Source organism: Alteromonas sp. DYW1 (genome assembly GCF_059752595.1).
Genome location: NZ_CM186038.1, coordinates 532190 through 550662, shown reverse-complemented (window position 1 = coordinate 550662; position 18473 = coordinate 532190). Strand labels below are relative to the sequence as shown.

Sequence of the window (18473 nt, the reverse complement as noted above, 5' to 3'; positions counted from 1 at the left end):
GGGAATTCTGTCGAAGTTAGACCGTATCAACATCCATAACCTTTCATCTAAACATCTACCGATGTTTGCTAATGTGAAAATTTAGCAGCGAATGCTTACCCCTGACTAGCTGCACGTCGGCTAAGGTCGCAATCCAGACACAGTGACCGGTAACCTGCCGTTAGCCCCCAGCTGTCCAGCTAACACTTTAGCCAGCGCATCAAACATAAACCCTCTCGGTTGCTCATTGGCATCTGCGTAAACCCGGTAATCATAAGTGACCAGCGCCAGATCCAGATGAGAAGCAAATTGTCCAATGACATAGGGCGCGCGAAGTGCGGCAAATATTCTTAGCTTTTCTTGTTGCGTTGCGCGTACCAGCACATTCGAGATGATTCGATACTGTTGCTCTTTATCCATTCGATTTTGCCACTCAATCCAATCGTCCATTCCCCCCATCTCAGCCATACTGTGTTGTGGAGAGATATCACCAACAAGTACTGCCGAGGCGTTATCCAGCGCCGAATATAATTGCTCAAGCTTGATTTCATTCGCCAAGGAAAAGCAGTCGTAAACAGGTAGTTTAACCGCTTGTAAGGCAGCTTCCATCGCCGCACAGCGAGCTGCATCAGGCATCAAAACCAGCAAGGGCTGAGCGGCAATCGGCAAAGTCGTCTTTTGAATAACGGGGGTAATTGCAGCTTCAGCGAGCGCCAATTCCAATTCATCAAATCGCGGCAGTGGCGCCGTTATCTCTGGCATATTCGTAACCAGTGACTTTTTTAACCTCTGAATGCGCCCAATAGATGCCTCTAATTCAGTCGTTGACACCATACCAATCCCGGCATTTGCCCTATTGGCGCGCTGCTCACTGATTTGAGCGTGCACCGAACGCATTGTTTGGCTGTACTGGGTAATGTCAGCAGGTGTTCGAATGGTGAAAGGCATCAGCGCGATGTCAGCACCGGCATAAAAGGTTTGTAACATAGCATCAGAAGGCTCCATGTAATGTGCGATGCCAGCCATATCCAGCGCGTCGGTGACAATGACGCCCTGATATCCGAGCTCGTGACGTAATAATTGGGTCAAAATAGCATGTGACAACGTCGCCGGTAGAATCGTTTTATCGCCCTCGCGAGTGACAAATTCAGTACTGTCCAATGCAGGGTATTGAATGTGAGCTGTCATTATCATTCCGGGTTGCGCGTTGTCTTGCGCACTAATTGCCCGTTTAAATGGCAACAAATCGACTTGCTCAATCACTTCCCTCGAATGTGCGACTGTGGGAAGCCCGGTATGACTATCAATATGCGTGTCACCATGCCCAGGAAAATGCTTCATTGCTGCAATGATGCCGTTATCTTGTAATGCCCTTACCGCAGCATGCCCTAACTCCGCCACCATGGGCGCAGATTCGCCATAGGAGCGCACATTGATCACGGGATTCAGAGGATTCACATTTACATCAACCGTCGGAGCGAAGTTGACGTTGATCCCCAGTGCTGTTAATTGTTTCGCGATGGCAGCATTAATTTGTTGGGCAAAAGTGTTTTTTTGCCGCGCAAAGGTTGCACCAATGGCCATATTGCCGGCAAACGCATTACTTTCACTCACCGGGATCCTCGATACGCGCCCGCCTTCTTGATCAATGGCAATAAATAGCGGGGGTAAACCAGCATCTGCCACTGCTCCTTGAAGATCAGCAATTAACCGTTTGACTTGGCTAGCTGACGCGACATTTTCTGCAAACAGGATTACACCGCCAATCTGGTGCTGCACAATCAGATCTTTCAATTCAGCGGGTAGTTGAGTGACGGGCTCACGGCATTGCTCAGATGGGATTTCTGATTGGCAAAAATACCGAATATCCAGCATTTGCTTTTGACCCAGCATAAAATCTAAAGGCATGGCGCTAATGGGCTTAACAACTATTGATGCACACAGTGCTAACCAAAAGTAAAACATGGATTGAATGTGGCGCATTGTGTTGACATACCCCTTCGCGTTTTTATCACTTTGATGACTTTCAACTTTACCATAGATTGGTAAAGTAAGACTTTATTCAAACTCGTTACAACGTTACTCTGCTAGGCGTTACTTGCCATTAGTGCGTCAACCAAAGCATTGCTTAATATGATAAAAATCACGTGGTTCTCTTTGCCGACATCAGTGCAGCTCATGACATTAAGTCTATTTTTGCTGTTGTCTAGCTGTGCCACAAACAATCTCGTGCAAATGCCATCGGCTAATCAAAACCAGCGGGTAAAAGTTTTAGTCATGCACTTTACTGCGCTGAATTATGCTGATTCAGTCACTGCCTTGGTCGACGCAGGCGGACTCAGTTCACACTATTTGGTGCCTGAAAATGGCGACACGTCCTATCCGCACGATAAACTAAAAGTATTCCAGCTAGTAGATGAACACGCACGTGCTTGGCATGCTGGACAAAGTTACTGGCAAGGCATGAGTGGTTTAAATGATCAATCGATCGGTATTGAAATTGTCAATGTCCCTGAGTGTGCGCGCGATCAAACACTCTCTTCAAGTCGTGCGGAAAATGCAGCCAATCGCGTATGCCTCTATCCTGATTATGATCCTCAACAAATCGAGCTATTAATAAAACTGAGTCAGGACATTTTAGCGCGTAACCCTGATATTCATCCGACCGCTGTTGTCGGCCATGCCGACATTGCCCCCCAACGCAAGAGTGACCCTGGCCCAAGATTCCCATGGTATCAGCTTTATCAAGCCGGGATTGGTGCATGGTATGACAACGCCCAGTTCATTGCTTATTGGCGTGATTTCAATCATCGCTTACCGCATATTGGGCTAACCCAAGCAGCCTTGCGAGCCTATGGCTATGGAGTCACAGAAACCGGTATTCTGGACCAAGCCACGCGCGATACGCTGGCCGCTTTTCAGATGCATTTTACGCCGTGGCAAGTTGACGCAACCAATAGTAGCCAGACCAATGCCGCATTATTTGCGTTGTTACATAAATACTTCCCAACCCAGTTAGCGGCCTTAATGCAGCGTTATCAACGTGAAGCAACCGTGCTGCCTCAACCGCAGACAGCCAAGCCTGCTGGCCAGATCGATCGGGTGTTTCCAGATGCAGAGCCTTCAGACCGGACGCTTGTCAATAACAAAGCCCGGTTTAAGGCCTATCAAGGTCGCGGCACATTGCGATTGGAAAATGTTTCTCAGCAACCGCTAACCGCTGACCTATTCATCAATGGCCAAAAACTCAACTTAGCAGATGAATTCAAGCCCGATACCCATTATGAATATTCGTTATCGCGGCGCACGCGAAACGGTATTAATGCGCTGGCAGTAAACAATATCCAGCCGCATGATGGTCAGCTCAGAGTGGTCATTCCCTACCCTGAACTACACGCGTCAAAACCGATGGATGTTGACTTCAGCCAAGTTGACCAATTAATCGCTAGCGATATAGCTAATGGCTTCCCGGGTGCGGTGCTATTGGTTGCTCACCAAGGCTCGATAATCAAACATCAAGCCTATGGCTTCGCGCAACGTTATAACCAGCACGGTCGTGAGTTGATCACACCAAAGCCGATGACTACGGACACACTTTTTGATATTGCCTCGAATACCAAAATATTCGCTACGACGCTGGCAATTATGCGTTTAGTCGAACTTGGGTTGCTCGATATTGATAAGCCACTGTATCACTATCTCCCCGAATTTAGAGGTGACGGACGTGATGCTAGAACCACTCGCGACCTGTTGACGCACACCGCAGGGTTATCGCCGGAAGTGCAATTTTTTCGCCGTGATAATTCCCTTGGTACTCGTTTCTTTTCCCAGCAAGCAGAGCAAACGAAACGGCTATTGCTAACGCAAGTGCCATTACTCACCAGTAATGGTGTGGTGATGCAGTACAGTGATAGCAGCTTTATGCTGCTCGGTATCCTGGTCGAGCGGATCACAGGCTTACCCTTAGATACGTTCGTCGAATCTAGCTTATATCAGCCCTTGGGGTTAACGCATAGCGTATTTAATCCAAAGCAAAAACTATCTACCGAACAGCATTACGCAGCAACGGAATTAATGGGTAATACGCGTGGCGGCCGGATCCAGTTTGACAACATTCGTACCTACACGCTTGCGGGCGAAGTTCACGACGAAAAAGCCTACTACAGTATGCAAGGCGTTGCAGGCCATGCCGGCTTATTTTCTACCGCTCACGAACTCGCCATATTGGCACAAATGTTACTAAACGGGGGTGGCTACGGCGACCAACATTTGCTGTCAGAATCCATTATCAATCAATTCGTCTTGCCCAGTGCTGTGGATAATGCCACTGGACTCGGTTTTCGGCGCGCGGCAGGCGGCCAGCGGCGCTGGCAATTTGGCCCGTATGCCAGTGAGCGCGCTTTTGGTCACACCGGTTGGACCGGCACTCTCAGTGTGATAGACCCTGAGCATGAGTTAATTATTATCTTACTGACGAACAAGCGCCATACACCTATTCAAACCGCCTTTGATGATGCGGGTAACGAGACGGTTGCTTTCGCGGGTGATAGCTTCGAAACCGGACGCTATGGCAGTGTTGTAAGTCTCATTTATGAAGCCGTACTTTTTAATGACTAGCCTGATCTTGCGGCTGCAAGCGGGCTATGCCAAGCTCTCGCCGCGAAAACGGCAAACAATTCCATAAGGACAAACATGGACTGGATATCAATTATCCCACCACTGGTAGCGATCGCTATCGTGTTTTGGAAGAAAGAAGTCATCTTGGCACTATTGATGGCAGTGCTTTGTGCGGAAGCATTGCTGCTGTTGAGTAGCGGTGAACAAAGTGTACTGTTTAGTCCCATCAGTAGTGTAGAGAGAGTGATCGCCATAATCACGGATGGCGGGAACGCCCGTATCTTACTGTTCAGTGTTTTGATCGGTGCGCTGTTAGCTTATGTCAGAGATTCTGGCGGTGTCGCAGCGACCGTCGCGCTGCTAGTGAATAAAGGCGTTGCCAAAAGTAAACGGCAAGTGGGTGGTTTAACCTTTTTAACCGGTGTTGCAGTGTTCATTGAGTCAAACTTGAGTGTTCTAACCGCAGGTATCTTGTCACGTGGCTTATTTGATAAATTTAACATGAGTCGAGCTCGGCTTGCATACATTATCGATAGTACCAGTGCCCCCGTGTGTATTTTGATCTTGTTGAATGGCTGGGGCGCCTTTGTTTTAGGCTTGCTGAGCAACTACGAGTTAGATGCAGCGCCAGCTGCGATTTTATGGGGCAGTGTACCTTTCAATTTTTACGCTATTTTCACCTTGTTAATTGTGTTGTATACCATTTTCACCGATCAACTGCATGGCCCGATGAAACAAGAGGAAACCCAGCTAAGTAGCACGGGATCAGAGCTTAATGCAGCACCCGCAACTAAAGCGCGTTTTATGCTCCTTCCACTATTAACCATGATCATTGCTATGCTTGGTTTTATGCTATGGACCGGCAACGGCGACCTTGCCGCCGGTAGTGGCAGTAAATCTGTACTCTATGCCACTGTGCTTGCCTGTGTCGTTGCCTATCTTTTGCTACTCAGCCATCGCCGCTATAGCCACCAAGAATTAGTCACCGTTGGTTTTAAGGGTATGGGCGAGCTATTACCCTTAGTCACCATTGTTTTACTATCGTTGACTCTCGGTGCCAGTCTTAAGAGCTTAGGCACAGGGGTTTTTGTGGCCGGAATTGTGGGTGAATACCTGTCTATTTACTTGATCATACCGTTGCTGTTTGTGGCAGGTGGGATCATGTCGTTTACCACAGGCACGAGCTGGGGAACATTTGCGATTTTGGTACCCATTGGCGTTCCCTTGATACAAACCTTAGGCTTGCCATCAGAACTAGTCTTAGCTGCCATTTTGGGTGGTGGTATCTTTGGTGATCACTGCTCACCTATTTCTGATACTACTGCAGTATCTTCGATTGCGGCTGGTTGCGATTTACTTACGCATGTACGCACTCAGTTACCTTATGCGTTGTTCGCTGGTGGACTAAGTCTTATCGCCTTTACCCTAGCGAGTTTTATTATGATTTAACGTACTAGGAGGCGAATAGCTGCTCAAGATCAGCAAATGCCTTAAATTCCAACGCGTTCCCGCAGTAGTCGAGTAAAAACATCGTCGACTGCTCGCCCACCTGACCTTTGAAGCGAGTATAGGGTGCAATGATGAAATCGATATGTTGCGTTGAGAGCTTATCCGCCAAAGCTTGCCAATCATCCGGTGACAGAACAACCCCAAAATGTGGCACCGGGACGGCTTTACTATCCACTTGATTATGCTCGGGAGCCGAGGGCATTTGTGCCACTTTATGGGTCACTAATTGATGACCAAAAAAATTCCAATCAATCCACTGTTCGCTGCTACGCCCTTGTTCGCAACCCAGCAAATCACCATAAAATGCCCGCGCTTGCGCTAAACAGCTCACTGGAATAGCAAGATGAAACGGGGAAAGTGTTGTTGACATATTACCCGCCTCTTACTGCAACTTTTTCAGCAAGCTTAATTTTGTTTTATTAAACGGCGCATAGCGTATATCCAAGTCAAACCAGAAGCTGCGCTTCATGACCGATTTCAGATGACTAAACGTATCAAAACCCCATTTACCATGGTAACTGCCCATCCCAGAATGCCCGACCCCGCCAAACGGTAATTCAGGATTGACCATAAACATAAAACCATCATTAACACAGACACTGCCCGCACTGGTTTTCTGTAAAACTTTTTGCTCTAGCTGCCCATTCTTGGTGAACAAGTACATGGCGAGCGGCTTTGCTCGCTGTTTTATCAAACGGATCGCGGCATCCATCGATTCCACTGGAATAATCGGCAAAATAGGACCAAATATTTCTTCTTGCATCACTGCAGAGTCAAGCTTGGGATCAATTACAATGGTAGGGGCAAAATAGCGTTCGTCAGTGTCTACGGTTCCACCATGCGCAATGTTTTGCCCCTCGAGATAACTCGCTAAACGGGCACAATGGCGTTGGTTAACAATCCGCCCATAATCAGCTGACGCGCGAGGATCATCACCATACTGTTTAATGAGCTTGCGTTTGATGGCATCTACTAGGGGTTCTACAAAGTCTTGCTCGACCAACACATAATCCGGAGCCACACAGGTTTGGCCGGCATTCATCCACTTAGCCCAGACAATACGCTGTGCCGTGACCTCCAAATTGGTTTCCTTATCAACAATACAAGGGCTCTTCCCCCCCAATTCTAATGTTACCGGTGTTAAATGCTCCGCTGCTGCGCGCATCACAATTTTACCGACGGCTTCTCCGCCGGTATAGAAACTATGCGCAAAGGGCAGTTTAAGGATTTCTGTGGTTTCCTCTTTGCCACCTTCAATCACACTAAAGGCTTGATTGTCTAAGTATTGCGGGATCAATTTAGCGATGAGGGCTGATGTGGCTGCCGATAATTCTGAGGGCTTTAATACCGCACAGTTCCCCGCAGCGATTGCGGCAATCAATGGCGCTAAAACGAGTTGGAACGGATAATTCCAAGCACCGATAATCAACACCACACCCAAGGGGTCTGGTTTAAGATAGCTTTTACCGGGTTGCGCCAGAATAGGTGAAGAGACTTTACGTATCTTCATCCACTTTTTTAAATGTTTTAAGGTATGTTTGATCTCTGCTTGCAAGTAGCCAATCTCAGAAATCCACGCTTCCATTTCACATTTACCGAGATCTTGCGCGAGGGCTTTCTGAATGTCTTGCTGATGTTCTTCTACGAGTCGATCAAGCTGCTTCAGCTGCTTGACTCGCCATTGATATTCATGAGTCACACCAGAGTTGAAATACTCATCGAGTTGCACAAAAGAATCTTCAATGTAACGAAAATCGTCTTTACGATTTGTGCCTGAAATATCAGAAATAGTCGCCGTCATAGTCCATCCCACTCTCGATTGAATAGTCGCATTATTGCATAGCCCACGGGCTATTAGTACGAGATTTCACAACAACTGATCAGTCGCACATTGCCAGCAAGCGCCGATACATGAAACCAGTTGTTCCCGCACAAAAAAACACTGCACGAGAAGATTTCAATAGATAAACACATTCATAAAGAATGAATCGACACACCCTGATCAAACGAATGACATGACCAACTAACATTTAGTCATTCTGCTCATATCCGTGTGGTTAATTAAGCCAATGATCTTAAAAAACCAATATAACTAACTGTTTTTAATAGAATTAAAATGTGGCTCCGATATTGCTAAATAACTGGGGTAAGAATAACGAGTAAAAAAGGAACGCACATGTATACCGATGAAGATTTAAATCAGGCGGTGCAACACAACATTTTCACTGCTTCTGAAGTACAGAATTTTCGCCACTACATTAATCAAGCCCGTAACTCTCATGCGGTCGATGAAGAAAATTTCCGCTTGATAAACGGCTTTAACGATATTTTTGTGGTGATCGCCAGTGGTTTATTATTAGCCTCACTTGCTTGGCTGGGGTACTCAACCTATGCACCGCTCGGCGGCCTTGCTGTCGCTTTAGGATCTTGGGGGCTCGCTGAATACTTTGTGATCAAGCGTCGTATGGCGTTGCCTGCAATCGCCCTGCTATTATCCTTTTTGTCGGGATTGTTTGCGATCCCGATCCTGTTCCAACCTGAAGTCAAAGAATTTGCTTTGATCGCCTCAGGGTTACTAACCACTGTGGGTGCAATTTGTCACTGGCTACGGTTTCGTGTACCCATTACCGTTGCTGCGGGAGCTGCCGCTTTGACTGCAGGAATTGTGGGTGCGGTTTTATACTATTTCCCGGCAACCGTTTTCTATGTGAATAATATTCTCTTGACGTTTGGTTTATTAATTTTCGGTTTGGCCATGTTCTGGGACAGTAAAGACACACAGCGCCAAACGCGTGCCTCCGATGTGGCATTCTGGTTGCACTTATTGTCAGCCCCGATGATTGTGCATCCCATATTTCAAAGCCTTGGTGTGCTGGATGGCAACGGTGGCATTATGATTTCGCTGGTTGTTTTAGCACTATATGTATTATTGGCGTTGATCAGTATTGCAGTTGACCGCCGGGCGATAATGGTTTCGGCTCTGGTGTATGTGATCTATACGTTCTCTAGCCTGATGGAAACATTCGGTATGGTTACCTCAAGCTTTGCCATCACAGGACTCTGTATCGGCTCATCGTTGCTATTGCTATCCGCTTTCTGGCATGGCTGCCGCAAATGGGTGCTGAGGCTAGTTCCTGCACAAGTGCAATTGAAACTGCCCGTTATCAAAGCGTAAGCTAATTACTAATAGGTTAGCCAATCGCACTATCAATGAAGAGAGGCATCAAGCCTCTCTTATTTGTTTTTACAATGTCGTTGATAGGACAACTGTGTACCGAACCATGTACACACACTAAACAAAACACCACCTGCTAGGCTCAGCAAAAAAACGCTTAAGACCGATGCTTGTATGCTGTGGCTAGCTTCCGTTCTTTGGGATAAGCTCAACGTGAGAAAGTACAACGGCACGAACACAGAAGTACTGTAAATAAGCAATCCGCGTACAAATAAAAATCGGCAGAACCCTTGCTCTAATGTCTTCTGCCATTGAGCCCGTGTGACTGGGTCCCACTGCGTGTGCATGCTCGCTGTTAACATCAACAAACGTCTGATATTGAAGCGCTTTACTGCTTTCTTTGGATTGAATAGCATTATTCGTCCGTAGTTTCACTATCTGAATCAGAGGACTGATTAGCAATAGACGCCCCACTAGCAAATCCACTTCCGATTGAACGCACTGCCCAACCGGCTCTAACAAATCCGGATGTTGCCGCAGCCAATCCTCCTGTTAGCCCCGATAACGCTCCCAACCCCACCAACTACCCGATCCACTTCATTTAACGATAGTGTTCTCATTTTAGTGTCCTTACTAAATTAGTGTTGCAAAACCATAAACCCCTTTGGCAGATACATGTGTATGTGCAAATAAAGTAAAACAGGTTGAGAACTAGCCCGCAACTGATCTTAGGTATAAAAAAACCAGCCATTCGGCCGGTTTTTTTATTAATTGGTACTCAGTTTACGCATCATAGGGATGGCGAAGGACCATCGTATGCGCTCTATCTGGTCCGGTAGAAATGATATCCATCGGCACACCCGTTAGCTCTTCCAAACGCTTAATGTAGTTCTTTGCGGCTTGTGGTAACTGAGCAAAATCAGTTAATCCGAAGGTATTATCCGACCAGCCTGGCATGCTCTCGTACACCGGAGTTACCAACTCATAACCATCAGCGGCCATCGGTGGCACATCAGCAATGTTACCCTCAGCATCTTTATAACCCACACAGATTTGCAGTTCTTCTAAACCATCCAATACGTCCAGTTTGGTCAAACAAAAGCCAGTGATTGAGTTAATCTGCACAGCCCGCTTCATAGCAACAGCATCAAACCAACCCGTGCGACGCTTCCGCCCTGTGGTCGCACCAAATTCGTGGCCTTTAACACCTAAATGTTCACCAACCGCACACTCAAGTTCGGTTGGGAAAGGACCCGAACCAACGCGTGTGGTATAGGCTTTTACGATACCGAGAACATAATCTAGATTTAATGGGCCAAAACCTGCACCAGTGGCAACACCACCTACCGTAGTATTCGATGATGTCACATACGGGTATGTGCCATGGTCGATATCTAACAATGTACCTTGTGCACCTTCAAACATAATGGCATCACCGCGCAAACGTGCCTTGTCTAACATGTCAGTAACGTCAACGACCATCGCTTTGAGCATATCGGCGACAGCTAAAGCTTCATTTAGCACAGTATCGAAATCCACCGCCGGTGCTTTGTAGTATTCGGTTAACATAAAGTTATGATAAGCCAACACTTCTTTTAGCTTGCTGGCAAAGTCTTCGGGATTAAACAAATCCCCAACGCGCAAACCGCGGCGCGACACTTTATCTTCGTATGCTGGACCGATACCGCGACCAGTCGTACCAATGGCTTTATCACCACGAGCTTTTTCACGCGCTTGATCGAGTGCGATATGGAACGGCAAAATGAGTGGGCAGGCTTCACTGATAACCAGGCGCTCGCGCACTGGCACGCCACGCTCTTCGAGCATTTTCATTTCGGTCAATAATGCTTCAGGACTTAATACCACACCATTACCGATCACACAGGTGACGTTGTCACGTAAAATACCCGACGGGATCAGATGTAATACCGTCTTTTCACCGTCTATAACAAGCGTGTGACCCGCATTGTGTCCGCCCTGATACCGCACCACGTATTTGGCGCGATCCGTAAGTAAGTCAACAACCTTACCCTTGCCCTCATCACCCCATTGGGTGCCGAGCACTACAACATTTTTAGCCATGGAAATTTACTATCGAAAAAATAGACGCGGATCCTACCAAAAAAAACCCCAAGTGTTGACCTTTTTTCGAGCAGATCCAGCAACAACTCGAAGGTGCTTTGCAGTGCACTGATTTGCTTACTAAAAGTTCTATTCGCTCAAATAAGACCGGGCGCTGCAAACGTATGTAACGTGACTCAATGTTAGCAATATGTAAATCTGGCTAAAATCATGTAAATGGATACGCCCATGAAGAATCTGACGTTATTAGCCCTTTCATTGACCAGTTTAAGCACTCTCGGCGCTGGATCTGCTGACGTTTTCTTTGGCACCACTGAACCCTTTGCCAAAGAGGCTGTTTACTTTGCCCTGACTGACCGCTTCGTTGATGGTGATCCGAGCAACAATCACACTGAGCAGGGCAAAGAATATGCAGATGGACAGTGGTATACCTTTGATCGTCCGTTGCTTGGTCCGAATGGCCAATCTGCAAATGTAGGGTATTTAGGGGGCGACTTTCGCGGCGTACTGAATAATGCGGACTACATTCGTGACATGGGCTTTACTGCGATTTGGCTCACGCCCATTTGGGATAATCCGGACCTTGCATTTAACGGCGGTGAAACCATTACCTACGCCGGCGGCTATAAAGATGGTGGCAAAACCGGATATCACGGCTATTGGGCTCACAACTTTTATCAAGAAGACGAGCACCTAATCTCAGCAGGGCTTAAATTTAAAGACTTCACCGCAGCACTGGAACAAAAAGGACTCAAGTTTGTGCTTGATATTGTCGCCAACCATGGCTCACCGGCCTACAGTATGGCTGAAGATCAACCTCTCTTTGGCGAACTCTATGATGCGCAGGGTAATCTGGTTGCGGATCATCAAAACTTACATCCGACTGAACTGAGTGATGATAACCCTCTCCATGAATTTTATAACCGTCAAACCGGGCTGGCCCAATTATCCGATATCAATGAGAATAATGACGCTGCTTATGATTATTTACTGAATGCCTATCGGCATTGGCTGGCACAGGGCGTTGACGGAATTCGTATCGATACCATCAAAGAGATGCCGCATCATTTTTGGAAACGCCTAGCCGATGACATTCGTCGTGACTATCCAGGTATGTTTATGTTTGGTGAAAGCTTCTCCTACGATGCGGAGTTTATTGCACAGCATACGCTGCCTGAAAATGGCGGTGTGAGTGTATTAGATTTTCCCGGTCGTCAAGCCATCACTCAGGTATTCGAGAACCCCGATAGTGACTTTGCTGAGCTCACCTCATACTTACATCTGACTTCTGGGGTCTATCAAAATCCGTATGAGCTGATGACCTTTTACGACAATCACGATATGGCGCGCATGAATGCTGATGATGCAGGTTTTATCAATGCGAATAACTGGTTATTTACCAGTCGTGGGATCCCAGTAATTTACTATGGTTCTGAGATCAATTTTATGACTGGCAAAGCCGAGCACGAAGGCAACCGTAATTACTTTGGACAAGCCAATGTAGAACGTGCGAAACAGCACCCTATTCAACAACAGCTAAGCCGCGTAGCAAATTTACGCAAGCAGTTACCGGCGCTACAGCGAGGCTTACAATTTAACCTTACCTTTGATGGGAATATTGCTGCGTTTTATCGTGTGCTGCAGCTAAACGATATCACCCAAACGGCTTTAGTCATATTGAATAAAGGCGATGCCACTAATGTGACCTTGGATAAATACCTCAACACCGGCCTATGGCGTGATGCGTTCAGCGCTGAAAATATCCCTATCGATAGCGCCAAACCTTTAACCCTGCAAATAGCGGCCAACGACTTGCGCGTCTTGGTATTGAACGCTCCATTGACGGCACCAGAACTTGTGTCTCAGTTACGTCAGCTACAAAAAGGTATTAAATAGACTATCTGGAGGGTGTTCAGCGCAGTAGAAACCATAAACTGATCACCCCGATTACCACCAATACTCCACCCACGCGGCGGAGTTCATTGGGGGATTGCAGACTGACAGAAAGCATGAATTTTTGCCATTTTTGGGGGAATAACAGGGGGCCAATTCCCTCCACCACAAGCACTAAGGCCAGTGCAATCAACCACATGGAGCTATCCATTATACCCCCTTGTGGTTGAGGCAAGAAAAATCATATTGCTTCGGATCATGATAAAGAGCAAAACCAAAGCGTAACCGCTCAGCGCGATAATCGGTCAGGATCCCGTGAGTTGCTAATTGATCGTGTAGCCGCGCAGCGGTTGCAGCATCGGGTAATGCAAACGTCAAGAAATGGCCATGATTGGATAAATCGTTGCACAATAAACTATCACGGTTTAATAACGGGTGCTGGAGCGCATCAATGCAGGCTAAAAACTGCTGTTGGCAAGACTGAATATAAGCATCAATAGCCTCTACACTGAGTGCTTCTTGAGCAAACAGTTTTAATACTGCCCGCAAACGATAGATAGCAGAAAAATCCATCGTCGCGCCCGCAAAGCGCATACCGGTTTTACTGTATTTAACCTCTCCTTGCTTGGCGCTGCTAAGTTCACCAAACTCGGCGTACCAGCCGGTATATACCGGCCGTAAATCACAACCCACGGGTACGACAGCAAAACAGGCACCTTCACCACCCTGGGCATATTTATAACTACCGGCTAAATAAAAGGCCCGTTGCGTAATATGGCTAAGATCCGTGGGCTTCGCCATAAATCCATGGTATCCATCAACCACCACCAAGGTGTCGGGATCGGTAACTGCATCAACAATCGCATCAATGCCTTCTACCACCACACCCGAGTTAAAAAATACCTGACTAAAAAAAACTAAGTCATAGTGGTTGGATTGAATGGCCTCAATAAAACGCGGATTAAACGTAGCATAAGGTGCAGATGCGATCCGTGTAACGGTTACCTGACCCGCTTCTTCCATGCGTGCAATTTGCCGCGAAAAACTATGAAACTCACTATCCGTCGTCAATACGCGTAAGGGACGCCCAGAAGGCAAACACGACATAATGCGGTAGAGCAGTTCGTGGGTATTGGGCGCGAAAACAATCTGCTCATGGTCTGGCAGGCTAAGTATGCGAGCGATATGTTGTTGAACGTCAGGAATGCAATCGCGGAAAAAGTAGCTCCATTTCTCATCCACATACCGCGCAGTGTCATCCCAGTATTGCAACTGCGCATCGCGCGTGACGTCAGGCCAAAAATAATGGCTATGACAAGCAAAGTGTTGCTTGTTTGGGTTAGCCGCTAAAAATCGAGAGTATAAGTGCTGATACATAACCAATGAGCATGCCGAATGCCTAAAGTAGCTGGCATGCATAGTACCATGCAAGCTAGCAATTCGGTATGCTTTGACTCCCGCTAGGTAGTCAGTGGCAAGCGCAAACTAAACACCGTTCCCTGTCCGACTTGACTGCGTACACTGATCTCTCCACGCATTAATGCTGTTAGCTTTTGACAAATGGCTAAACCAAGACCAACATGCACCCGCTTATCATTACACTGATTAGCAGCTTGATAACGCGCCGTAAAAATAAACGCCAGCTCACTCTCTGCAATCCCATTGCCGGTGTCTTTAACCTCAACACACGCAAACTCTTCTTGGCGATATAATAACAAATCAATATGTCCATCTTCGGGGGTATGCCGAATAGCATTGTCCAGCAGGTTAGCCACAATACGCTCGACCTTGCCGATATCCGCATGCACGAACAGCTCTTGATCATCGGCCTTAACACTTAGGGTTATATTCTTACTCATCAGTTGCCCGGAAAACGTAGCAGCTACATCATGCAACAGTTCAGCTACTGAGAATGCCTCTTGCGTAAGTGTGACCTGCCCGGCTTCTAAGTAGGCAAGTTCAAAGATTTGTTCAATCAAACGCTTTAAATTCTCTGCATTCTTAAGGGAAATCTGAATAAAACGTTTGCGCTCTGCAGGACTCAGGGTGTCGTTCTGAATATCTAAAGTTTCAATATAGCCCTGCAAATTGGCCAAAGGCGTACGTAAATCATGCGAGAGATCGGCTAGTAGCACGCGACGCTGAGTATCGGTCTGCTGTAATTTATCAAACTGTAGCGTTATGTGTTCCATCATGTCATTAAACGCACACCCTAACCGATGGATTTCATTGTGACTGGTGCGCCGCCATTGGCGCTTAACTTTAGCAATTTCTGCAGCTGCAAAGCTGGCGTCCCGGACCGCGTCCATATCATCACTGAGCAGTTTCATCGGTCGCGTAAATGCTTTAAACAACACTAATAATGCCACCAGTAAAAAAATCAGCGCGGCAGCAGCAAAAATAGCAAACTGCTGGGTTGCGGCACTGCGCTTTAGGTTTGCCAAGATAGAGTCATAAGCCTGACCACCAATAATGATATAGATATAACCTTGAACGCCTTGCTCGGTAATGACGGGGGCTGCAGAAAATATTTTGCTTCGTTGGGAATGACGTGGGTCGTTGCCCAAGATAGGTAAACTTGCAGTCTCAGCTAAAAAAGCAGAGATGGGTTCAAGTTCCACAGAGTGGCGAGCTAAGTCACCCAGTTCAGACGCATAGCTTAATATCTTGCCGGTAGGATCCAGATAATAGAATTCAAAGCTTGGTCCCATGACCATTAAGGTATGAAACAGGTTTTTCAGCGCGTCGTAATCATACACGCCTTGCGCTAACAATGGATTATCGCTCACCAAGTGTGCCGCCAAGTCCACATGTAAACGCTGTTCAGCTTCCAGCCGCGTATTTTGTTGCAAAGTAGCCGACGCATACACAAACACACCAACGACCAGGATAAATACGCTCACCAAAGAGATGGCTAAACGTTGGTAAAAACACAGCTTCAACATGCCTCTCGAACTCCTGCTGCATTTAGCTTGTAACCAACGCCCCAGACCGTTTGAATAACTAATGGCTGAGTAACATTAGTCTCTATTTTTGCGCGCAGCCGATTAATATGCGAATTAACGGTGTGCTCGTATCCGCTGTGATGATAACCCCACACAGACTCCAGCAGCTGCGCACGAGAAAACACTTGATTTGGATGTTGTGCTAGAAACGCCAACAGTTCGAACTCGGTCGCTGTTAACTCAATAGACTGGTTGTGTAATATGACTGTGCGGCGTTTGGTACAGATATGTAACTGGCCAACGTTAACCGTCGCGTGCGTATCATCCTGTGAAGGTAAAACGCTAGCGAGCATATGCACCTTACGCAGTTGGGCCCGGATCCGCGCCTGCAATTCGCGCACAGAGAATGGCTTGGTTAAATAATCATCGGCACCAAGCTCCAATCCTAATACCCGGTCCATCTCAGAATCCTTGGCGGTGAGCATAACAATCGCTTGCTCAGGCTTACGCTGCCGCACTTCCCGGCAAATATCCAAACCGCTAACGTGCGGCAACATTATATCCAACAGCAATAGCTCGTATTGATTATCTAATGCTTTAGCAAGCCCTACATCGCCTGTTGCAGCATGATCAACAGTGATACCTATTTCAGTCAAATTCACTCTGATGAGGTCGGCGATATCGTTGTCATCCTCAACCACCAAAACACTGTCGTTCATGCTCATTTTCCTTACTCTACTCGGGTTACAACCACCCGCATCACTGGATTGTCAAACTTATGCTGCGCAGCCAATATCGAGTCTGCCAATCCATCATCTTGTGATACAACGCCACCATGCATGGCGACGTAATCAACATCATCACGTGCTGCGTTATAGCCTTCACCACCGTCCGCAGGACCAGGAATAGTGCCTAGTGCCTCCGTATTTGCTTCTGTGCCTGCATCGTAGGCCACTGTGGTTGTCATCCAGCTATCACCCACAGCTAATTCGGCCAGCGATATAGCATTAAGACCGGTAAATGCATCATTTGTATTCACCAACATTGTGGTAATCGAGAGTAATGCATCGGTCGTGTCTACGACTGTTACAGTAATCGTTTCGTTATTACCGGGACCAATCGGTGCAACACCTGAAACTGCAGCCAAGGCCATATCTAACGCGATAAGTTGAGAGTTGTCGCCGCCTTCCGCCATTACCTCAATTGCCTCAGTGGCGGTCTCTCCAACAGCAAATAACTGGCCTTCAGCATGCAGTATTACCGCCGCGGGAGAAAGCGGCTGCGCATTAGTTAAATTGGTTAGTGTTACCTCATAAGTGACCATCACTGGCGCTGGAGGCTGTGGTTCAGGTGGCGGGGACGGTGGGGGTAAATCATCGCTATCACTGCCACAGCCGGCGAGCACAACACTGAAAACGCTTGCCAGCAATAACTGGCCCTTGATTGGATTGCTAATCATAGCGGCCTCCTTATTGCACTGTAACCGTGACTTTTGCGACAGGATTCAGCCAACGATGTACATTGTTGGTTACATCACTGCTGCCGCCACTGGCGTCACTATCACCTAAATTGCCTGGGTGAATATGCACGTTGGTATTTATCGACATCGTAGTCACCCCAGTTCCGTTCATACCCAATAAGGGGTCAAGTGGAGGAGGAACTGGCATACCAGGCATTCCCGGCATGCCACTGCCACGCAGCTCGTCATTGGCTTCAGTACCAGCATCATAGGCATTCAGATAGAGGGTGTAAGTTCCGGCTTCACTTGGGATTGGCCAGTTATCCAAACCGACAAAGCCGTCATTGGAAGGAAGGATCATTGCTACGATAGACAACACATCGTTACTTTCGGCAGTGCTCAACATCGCCGTGGTTGTTTGCGCTGGCGCAAGCAAACCACCGGCTGGGTTGGCCACTGCATCTGCGCTTATCGCACTACCGATAGCCACAAGCCCATCGAGACTGCCTCCTTCAGCCATTGCTTGAAGCTCTGCCGACGCAGGAGCCCCAACATCAAACAAGGTATTCTCATCGCCATGGGCCACGACCAATATTGGCGTAAAATAGATGCCTTGAGTCAGGTTAGTAACTTCAACGGTGAGTTCAGCCGCTGATGACGTTGACGCAATACCTAAACATAGCGATGTCGCTAGAAGTGAATAACGTTTTTTCATAGATTCCTCGTGAGTAAATGTGATTAACAACGAGGAAAGTGTGCGCAACAATTATCGCAAAAGTATCACGAAATGATCATAATTTGCTGGCAATTGGTT

At 47.2% G+C, this 18473-nt stretch carries 14 protein-coding genes; 4 read left to right on the top strand and 10 right to left on the bottom strand.

What is annotated here, in order from left to right; all coding sequences use genetic code 11:
* Window positions 1-120 precede the first annotated feature (120 nt).
* Window positions 121-1962 (bottom strand): glycoside hydrolase family 3 N-terminal domain-containing protein, encoded by a 1842-nt coding sequence (locus AC121Z_RS02500; RefSeq protein ID WP_498126398.1) that lies wholly within the window; start codon window positions 1960-1962, stop codon window positions 121-123.
* A 150-nt stretch (window positions 1963-2112) separates the two neighbouring features.
* Between AC121Z_RS02500 and pbp4b the strand changes: the two genes are divergently transcribed.
* Window positions 2113-4596, top strand: coding sequence for a penicillin binding protein PBP4B (gene pbp4b, locus AC121Z_RS02495; RefSeq protein WP_498126397.1), 2484 nt, complete (start codon window positions 2113-2115; stop codon window positions 4594-4596).
* Window positions 4597-4671: 75 nt separating this feature from the next.
* Window positions 4672-6045, top strand: a complete 1374-nt coding sequence (locus AC121Z_RS02490; RefSeq protein WP_498126396.1) for a Na+/H+ antiporter NhaC family protein — start codon at window positions 4672-4674, stop codon at window positions 6043-6045.
* Window positions 6046-6049: 4 nt separating this feature from the next.
* Here AC121Z_RS02490 and AC121Z_RS02485 read toward each other — a convergent pair whose 3' ends face one another.
* Both AC121Z_RS02485 and AC121Z_RS02480 read right to left on the bottom strand, forming a co-directional pair.
* Window positions 6050-6475 (bottom strand): VOC family protein, encoded by a 426-nt coding sequence (locus AC121Z_RS02485; RefSeq protein WP_498126394.1) that lies wholly within the window; start codon window positions 6473-6475, stop codon window positions 6050-6052.
* Window positions 6476-6487: 12 nt separating this feature from the next.
* Entirely contained in the window at window positions 6488-7906 is a 1419-nt protein-coding gene (locus AC121Z_RS02480; RefSeq protein WP_498126392.1) for an aldehyde dehydrogenase family protein, read from the bottom strand.
* 375 nt (window positions 7907-8281) lie between these two features.
* On the opposite strand from AC121Z_RS02480, the gene AC121Z_RS02475 reads away from it, so the two are divergent.
* On the top strand, window positions 8282-9280 hold the full coding sequence (locus tag AC121Z_RS02475) for a hypothetical protein (protein ID WP_498126391.1): 999 nt from the start codon (window positions 8282-8284) through the stop codon (window positions 9278-9280).
* Between the two features lie 783 nt (window positions 9281-10063).
* On the opposite strand, the gene AC121Z_RS02470 is transcribed toward AC121Z_RS02475, so the two are convergent.
* A complete protein-coding gene (locus AC121Z_RS02470; protein WP_498126389.1) occupies window positions 10064-11362 on the bottom strand; it encodes an adenylosuccinate synthase in 1299 nt (432 codons plus the stop codon).
* Between the two features lie 228 nt (window positions 11363-11590).
* Here AC121Z_RS02470 and AC121Z_RS02465 point away from each other — a divergent pair, with 228 nt between their 5' ends.
* Window positions 11591-13258 carry an alpha-amylase family glycosyl hydrolase gene (locus AC121Z_RS02465; protein ID WP_498126387.1) on the top strand — a complete coding sequence of 556 codons (1668 nt, stop codon included), beginning with the start codon at window positions 11591-11593 and terminating at the stop codon, window positions 13256-13258.
* A gap of 16 nt (window positions 13259-13274) precedes the next feature.
* On the opposite strand, the gene AC121Z_RS02460 is transcribed toward AC121Z_RS02465, so the two are convergent.
* The 6 genes from AC121Z_RS02460 to AC121Z_RS02435 all read right to left on the bottom strand — a co-directional run bounded on the left by AC121Z_RS02460 (window position 13275) and on the right by AC121Z_RS02435 (window position 18374).
* Entirely contained in the window at window positions 13275-13466 is a 192-nt protein-coding gene (locus tag AC121Z_RS02460) for a DUF2065 domain-containing protein (protein WP_498126385.1), read from the bottom strand.
* Window positions 13466-14632, bottom strand: a complete 1167-nt coding sequence (locus tag AC121Z_RS02455) for an aminotransferase class V-fold PLP-dependent enzyme (RefSeq protein ID WP_498126383.1) — start codon at window positions 14630-14632, stop codon at window positions 13466-13468. Before AC121Z_RS02455 ends, AC121Z_RS02460 begins: the two co-directional genes overlap by 1 nt.
* Before the next feature lie 83 nt (window positions 14633-14715).
* Window positions 14716-16200, bottom strand: a complete 1485-nt coding sequence (locus AC121Z_RS02450; protein WP_498126381.1) for a sensor histidine kinase — start codon at window positions 16198-16200, stop codon at window positions 14716-14718.
* On the bottom strand, window positions 16194-16919 hold the full coding sequence (locus AC121Z_RS02445) for a response regulator transcription factor (protein ID WP_498126379.1): 726 nt from the start codon (window positions 16917-16919) through the stop codon (window positions 16194-16196). The genes AC121Z_RS02450 and AC121Z_RS02445 overlap by 7 nt, the downstream gene beginning before the upstream one ends.
* 11 nt (window positions 16920-16930) lie before the next feature.
* Window positions 16931-17659 carry a spondin domain-containing protein gene (locus AC121Z_RS02440; protein WP_498126377.1) on the bottom strand — a complete coding sequence of 243 codons (729 nt, stop codon included), beginning with the start codon at window positions 17657-17659 and terminating at the stop codon, window positions 16931-16933.
* A 10-nt stretch (window positions 17660-17669) separates the two neighbouring features.
* Window positions 17670-18374: a spondin domain-containing protein gene (locus AC121Z_RS02435; protein ID WP_498126376.1), complete on the bottom strand. Its 705-nt coding sequence runs from the start codon at window positions 18372-18374 to the stop codon at window positions 17670-17672.
* Window positions 18375-18473: the final 99 nt, after the last annotated feature.

Bases quoted from the DNA above. Each gene is read 5' to 3' on its own strand.
- AC121Z_RS02480 (WP_498126392.1), bottom strand. From the start codon at position 7,906: ATGACGGCGACTATTTCTGATATTTCAGGCACAAATCGTAAAGACGAT.
- AC121Z_RS02445 (WP_498126379.1), bottom strand. From the start codon at position 16,919: ATGAACGACAGTGTTTTGGTGGTTGAGGATGACAACGATATCGCCGAC.
- AC121Z_RS02435 (WP_498126376.1), bottom strand. From the start codon at position 18,374: ATGAAAAAACGTTATTCACTTCTAGCGACATCGCTATGTTTAGGTATT.
- AC121Z_RS02465 (WP_498126387.1), top strand. From the start codon at position 11,591: ATGAAGAATCTGACGTTATTAGCCCTTTCATTGACCAGTTTAAGCACT.
- AC121Z_RS02500 (WP_498126398.1), bottom strand. From the start codon at position 1,962: ATGCGCCACATTCAATCCATGTTTTACTTTTGGTTAGCACTGTGTGCA.
- AC121Z_RS02450 (WP_498126381.1), bottom strand. From the start codon at position 16,200: ATGTTGAAGCTGTGTTTTTACCAACGTTTAGCCATCTCTTTGGTGAGC.
- AC121Z_RS02485 (WP_498126394.1), bottom strand. From the start codon at position 6,475: ATGTCAACAACACTTTCCCCGTTTCATCTTGCTATTCCAGTGAGCTGT.
- AC121Z_RS02440 (WP_498126377.1), bottom strand. From the start codon at position 17,659: ATGATTAGCAATCCAATCAAGGGCCAGTTATTGCTGGCAAGCGTTTTC.
- AC121Z_RS02470 (WP_498126389.1), bottom strand. From the start codon at position 11,362: ATGGCTAAAAATGTTGTAGTGCTCGGCACCCAATGGGGTGATGAGGGC.
- pbp4b (WP_498126397.1), top strand. From the start codon at position 2,113: ATGATAAAAATCACGTGGTTCTCTTTGCCGACATCAGTGCAGCTCATG.
- AC121Z_RS02475 (WP_498126391.1), top strand. From the start codon at position 8,282: ATGTATACCGATGAAGATTTAAATCAGGCGGTGCAACACAACATTTTC.
- AC121Z_RS02455 (WP_498126383.1), bottom strand. From the start codon at position 14,632: ATGTATCAGCACTTATACTCTCGATTTTTAGCGGCTAACCCAAACAAG.
- AC121Z_RS02460 (WP_498126385.1), bottom strand. From the start codon at position 13,466: ATGGATAGCTCCATGTGGTTGATTGCACTGGCCTTAGTGCTTGTGGTG.
- AC121Z_RS02490 (WP_498126396.1), top strand. From the start codon at position 4,672: ATGGACTGGATATCAATTATCCCACCACTGGTAGCGATCGCTATCGTG.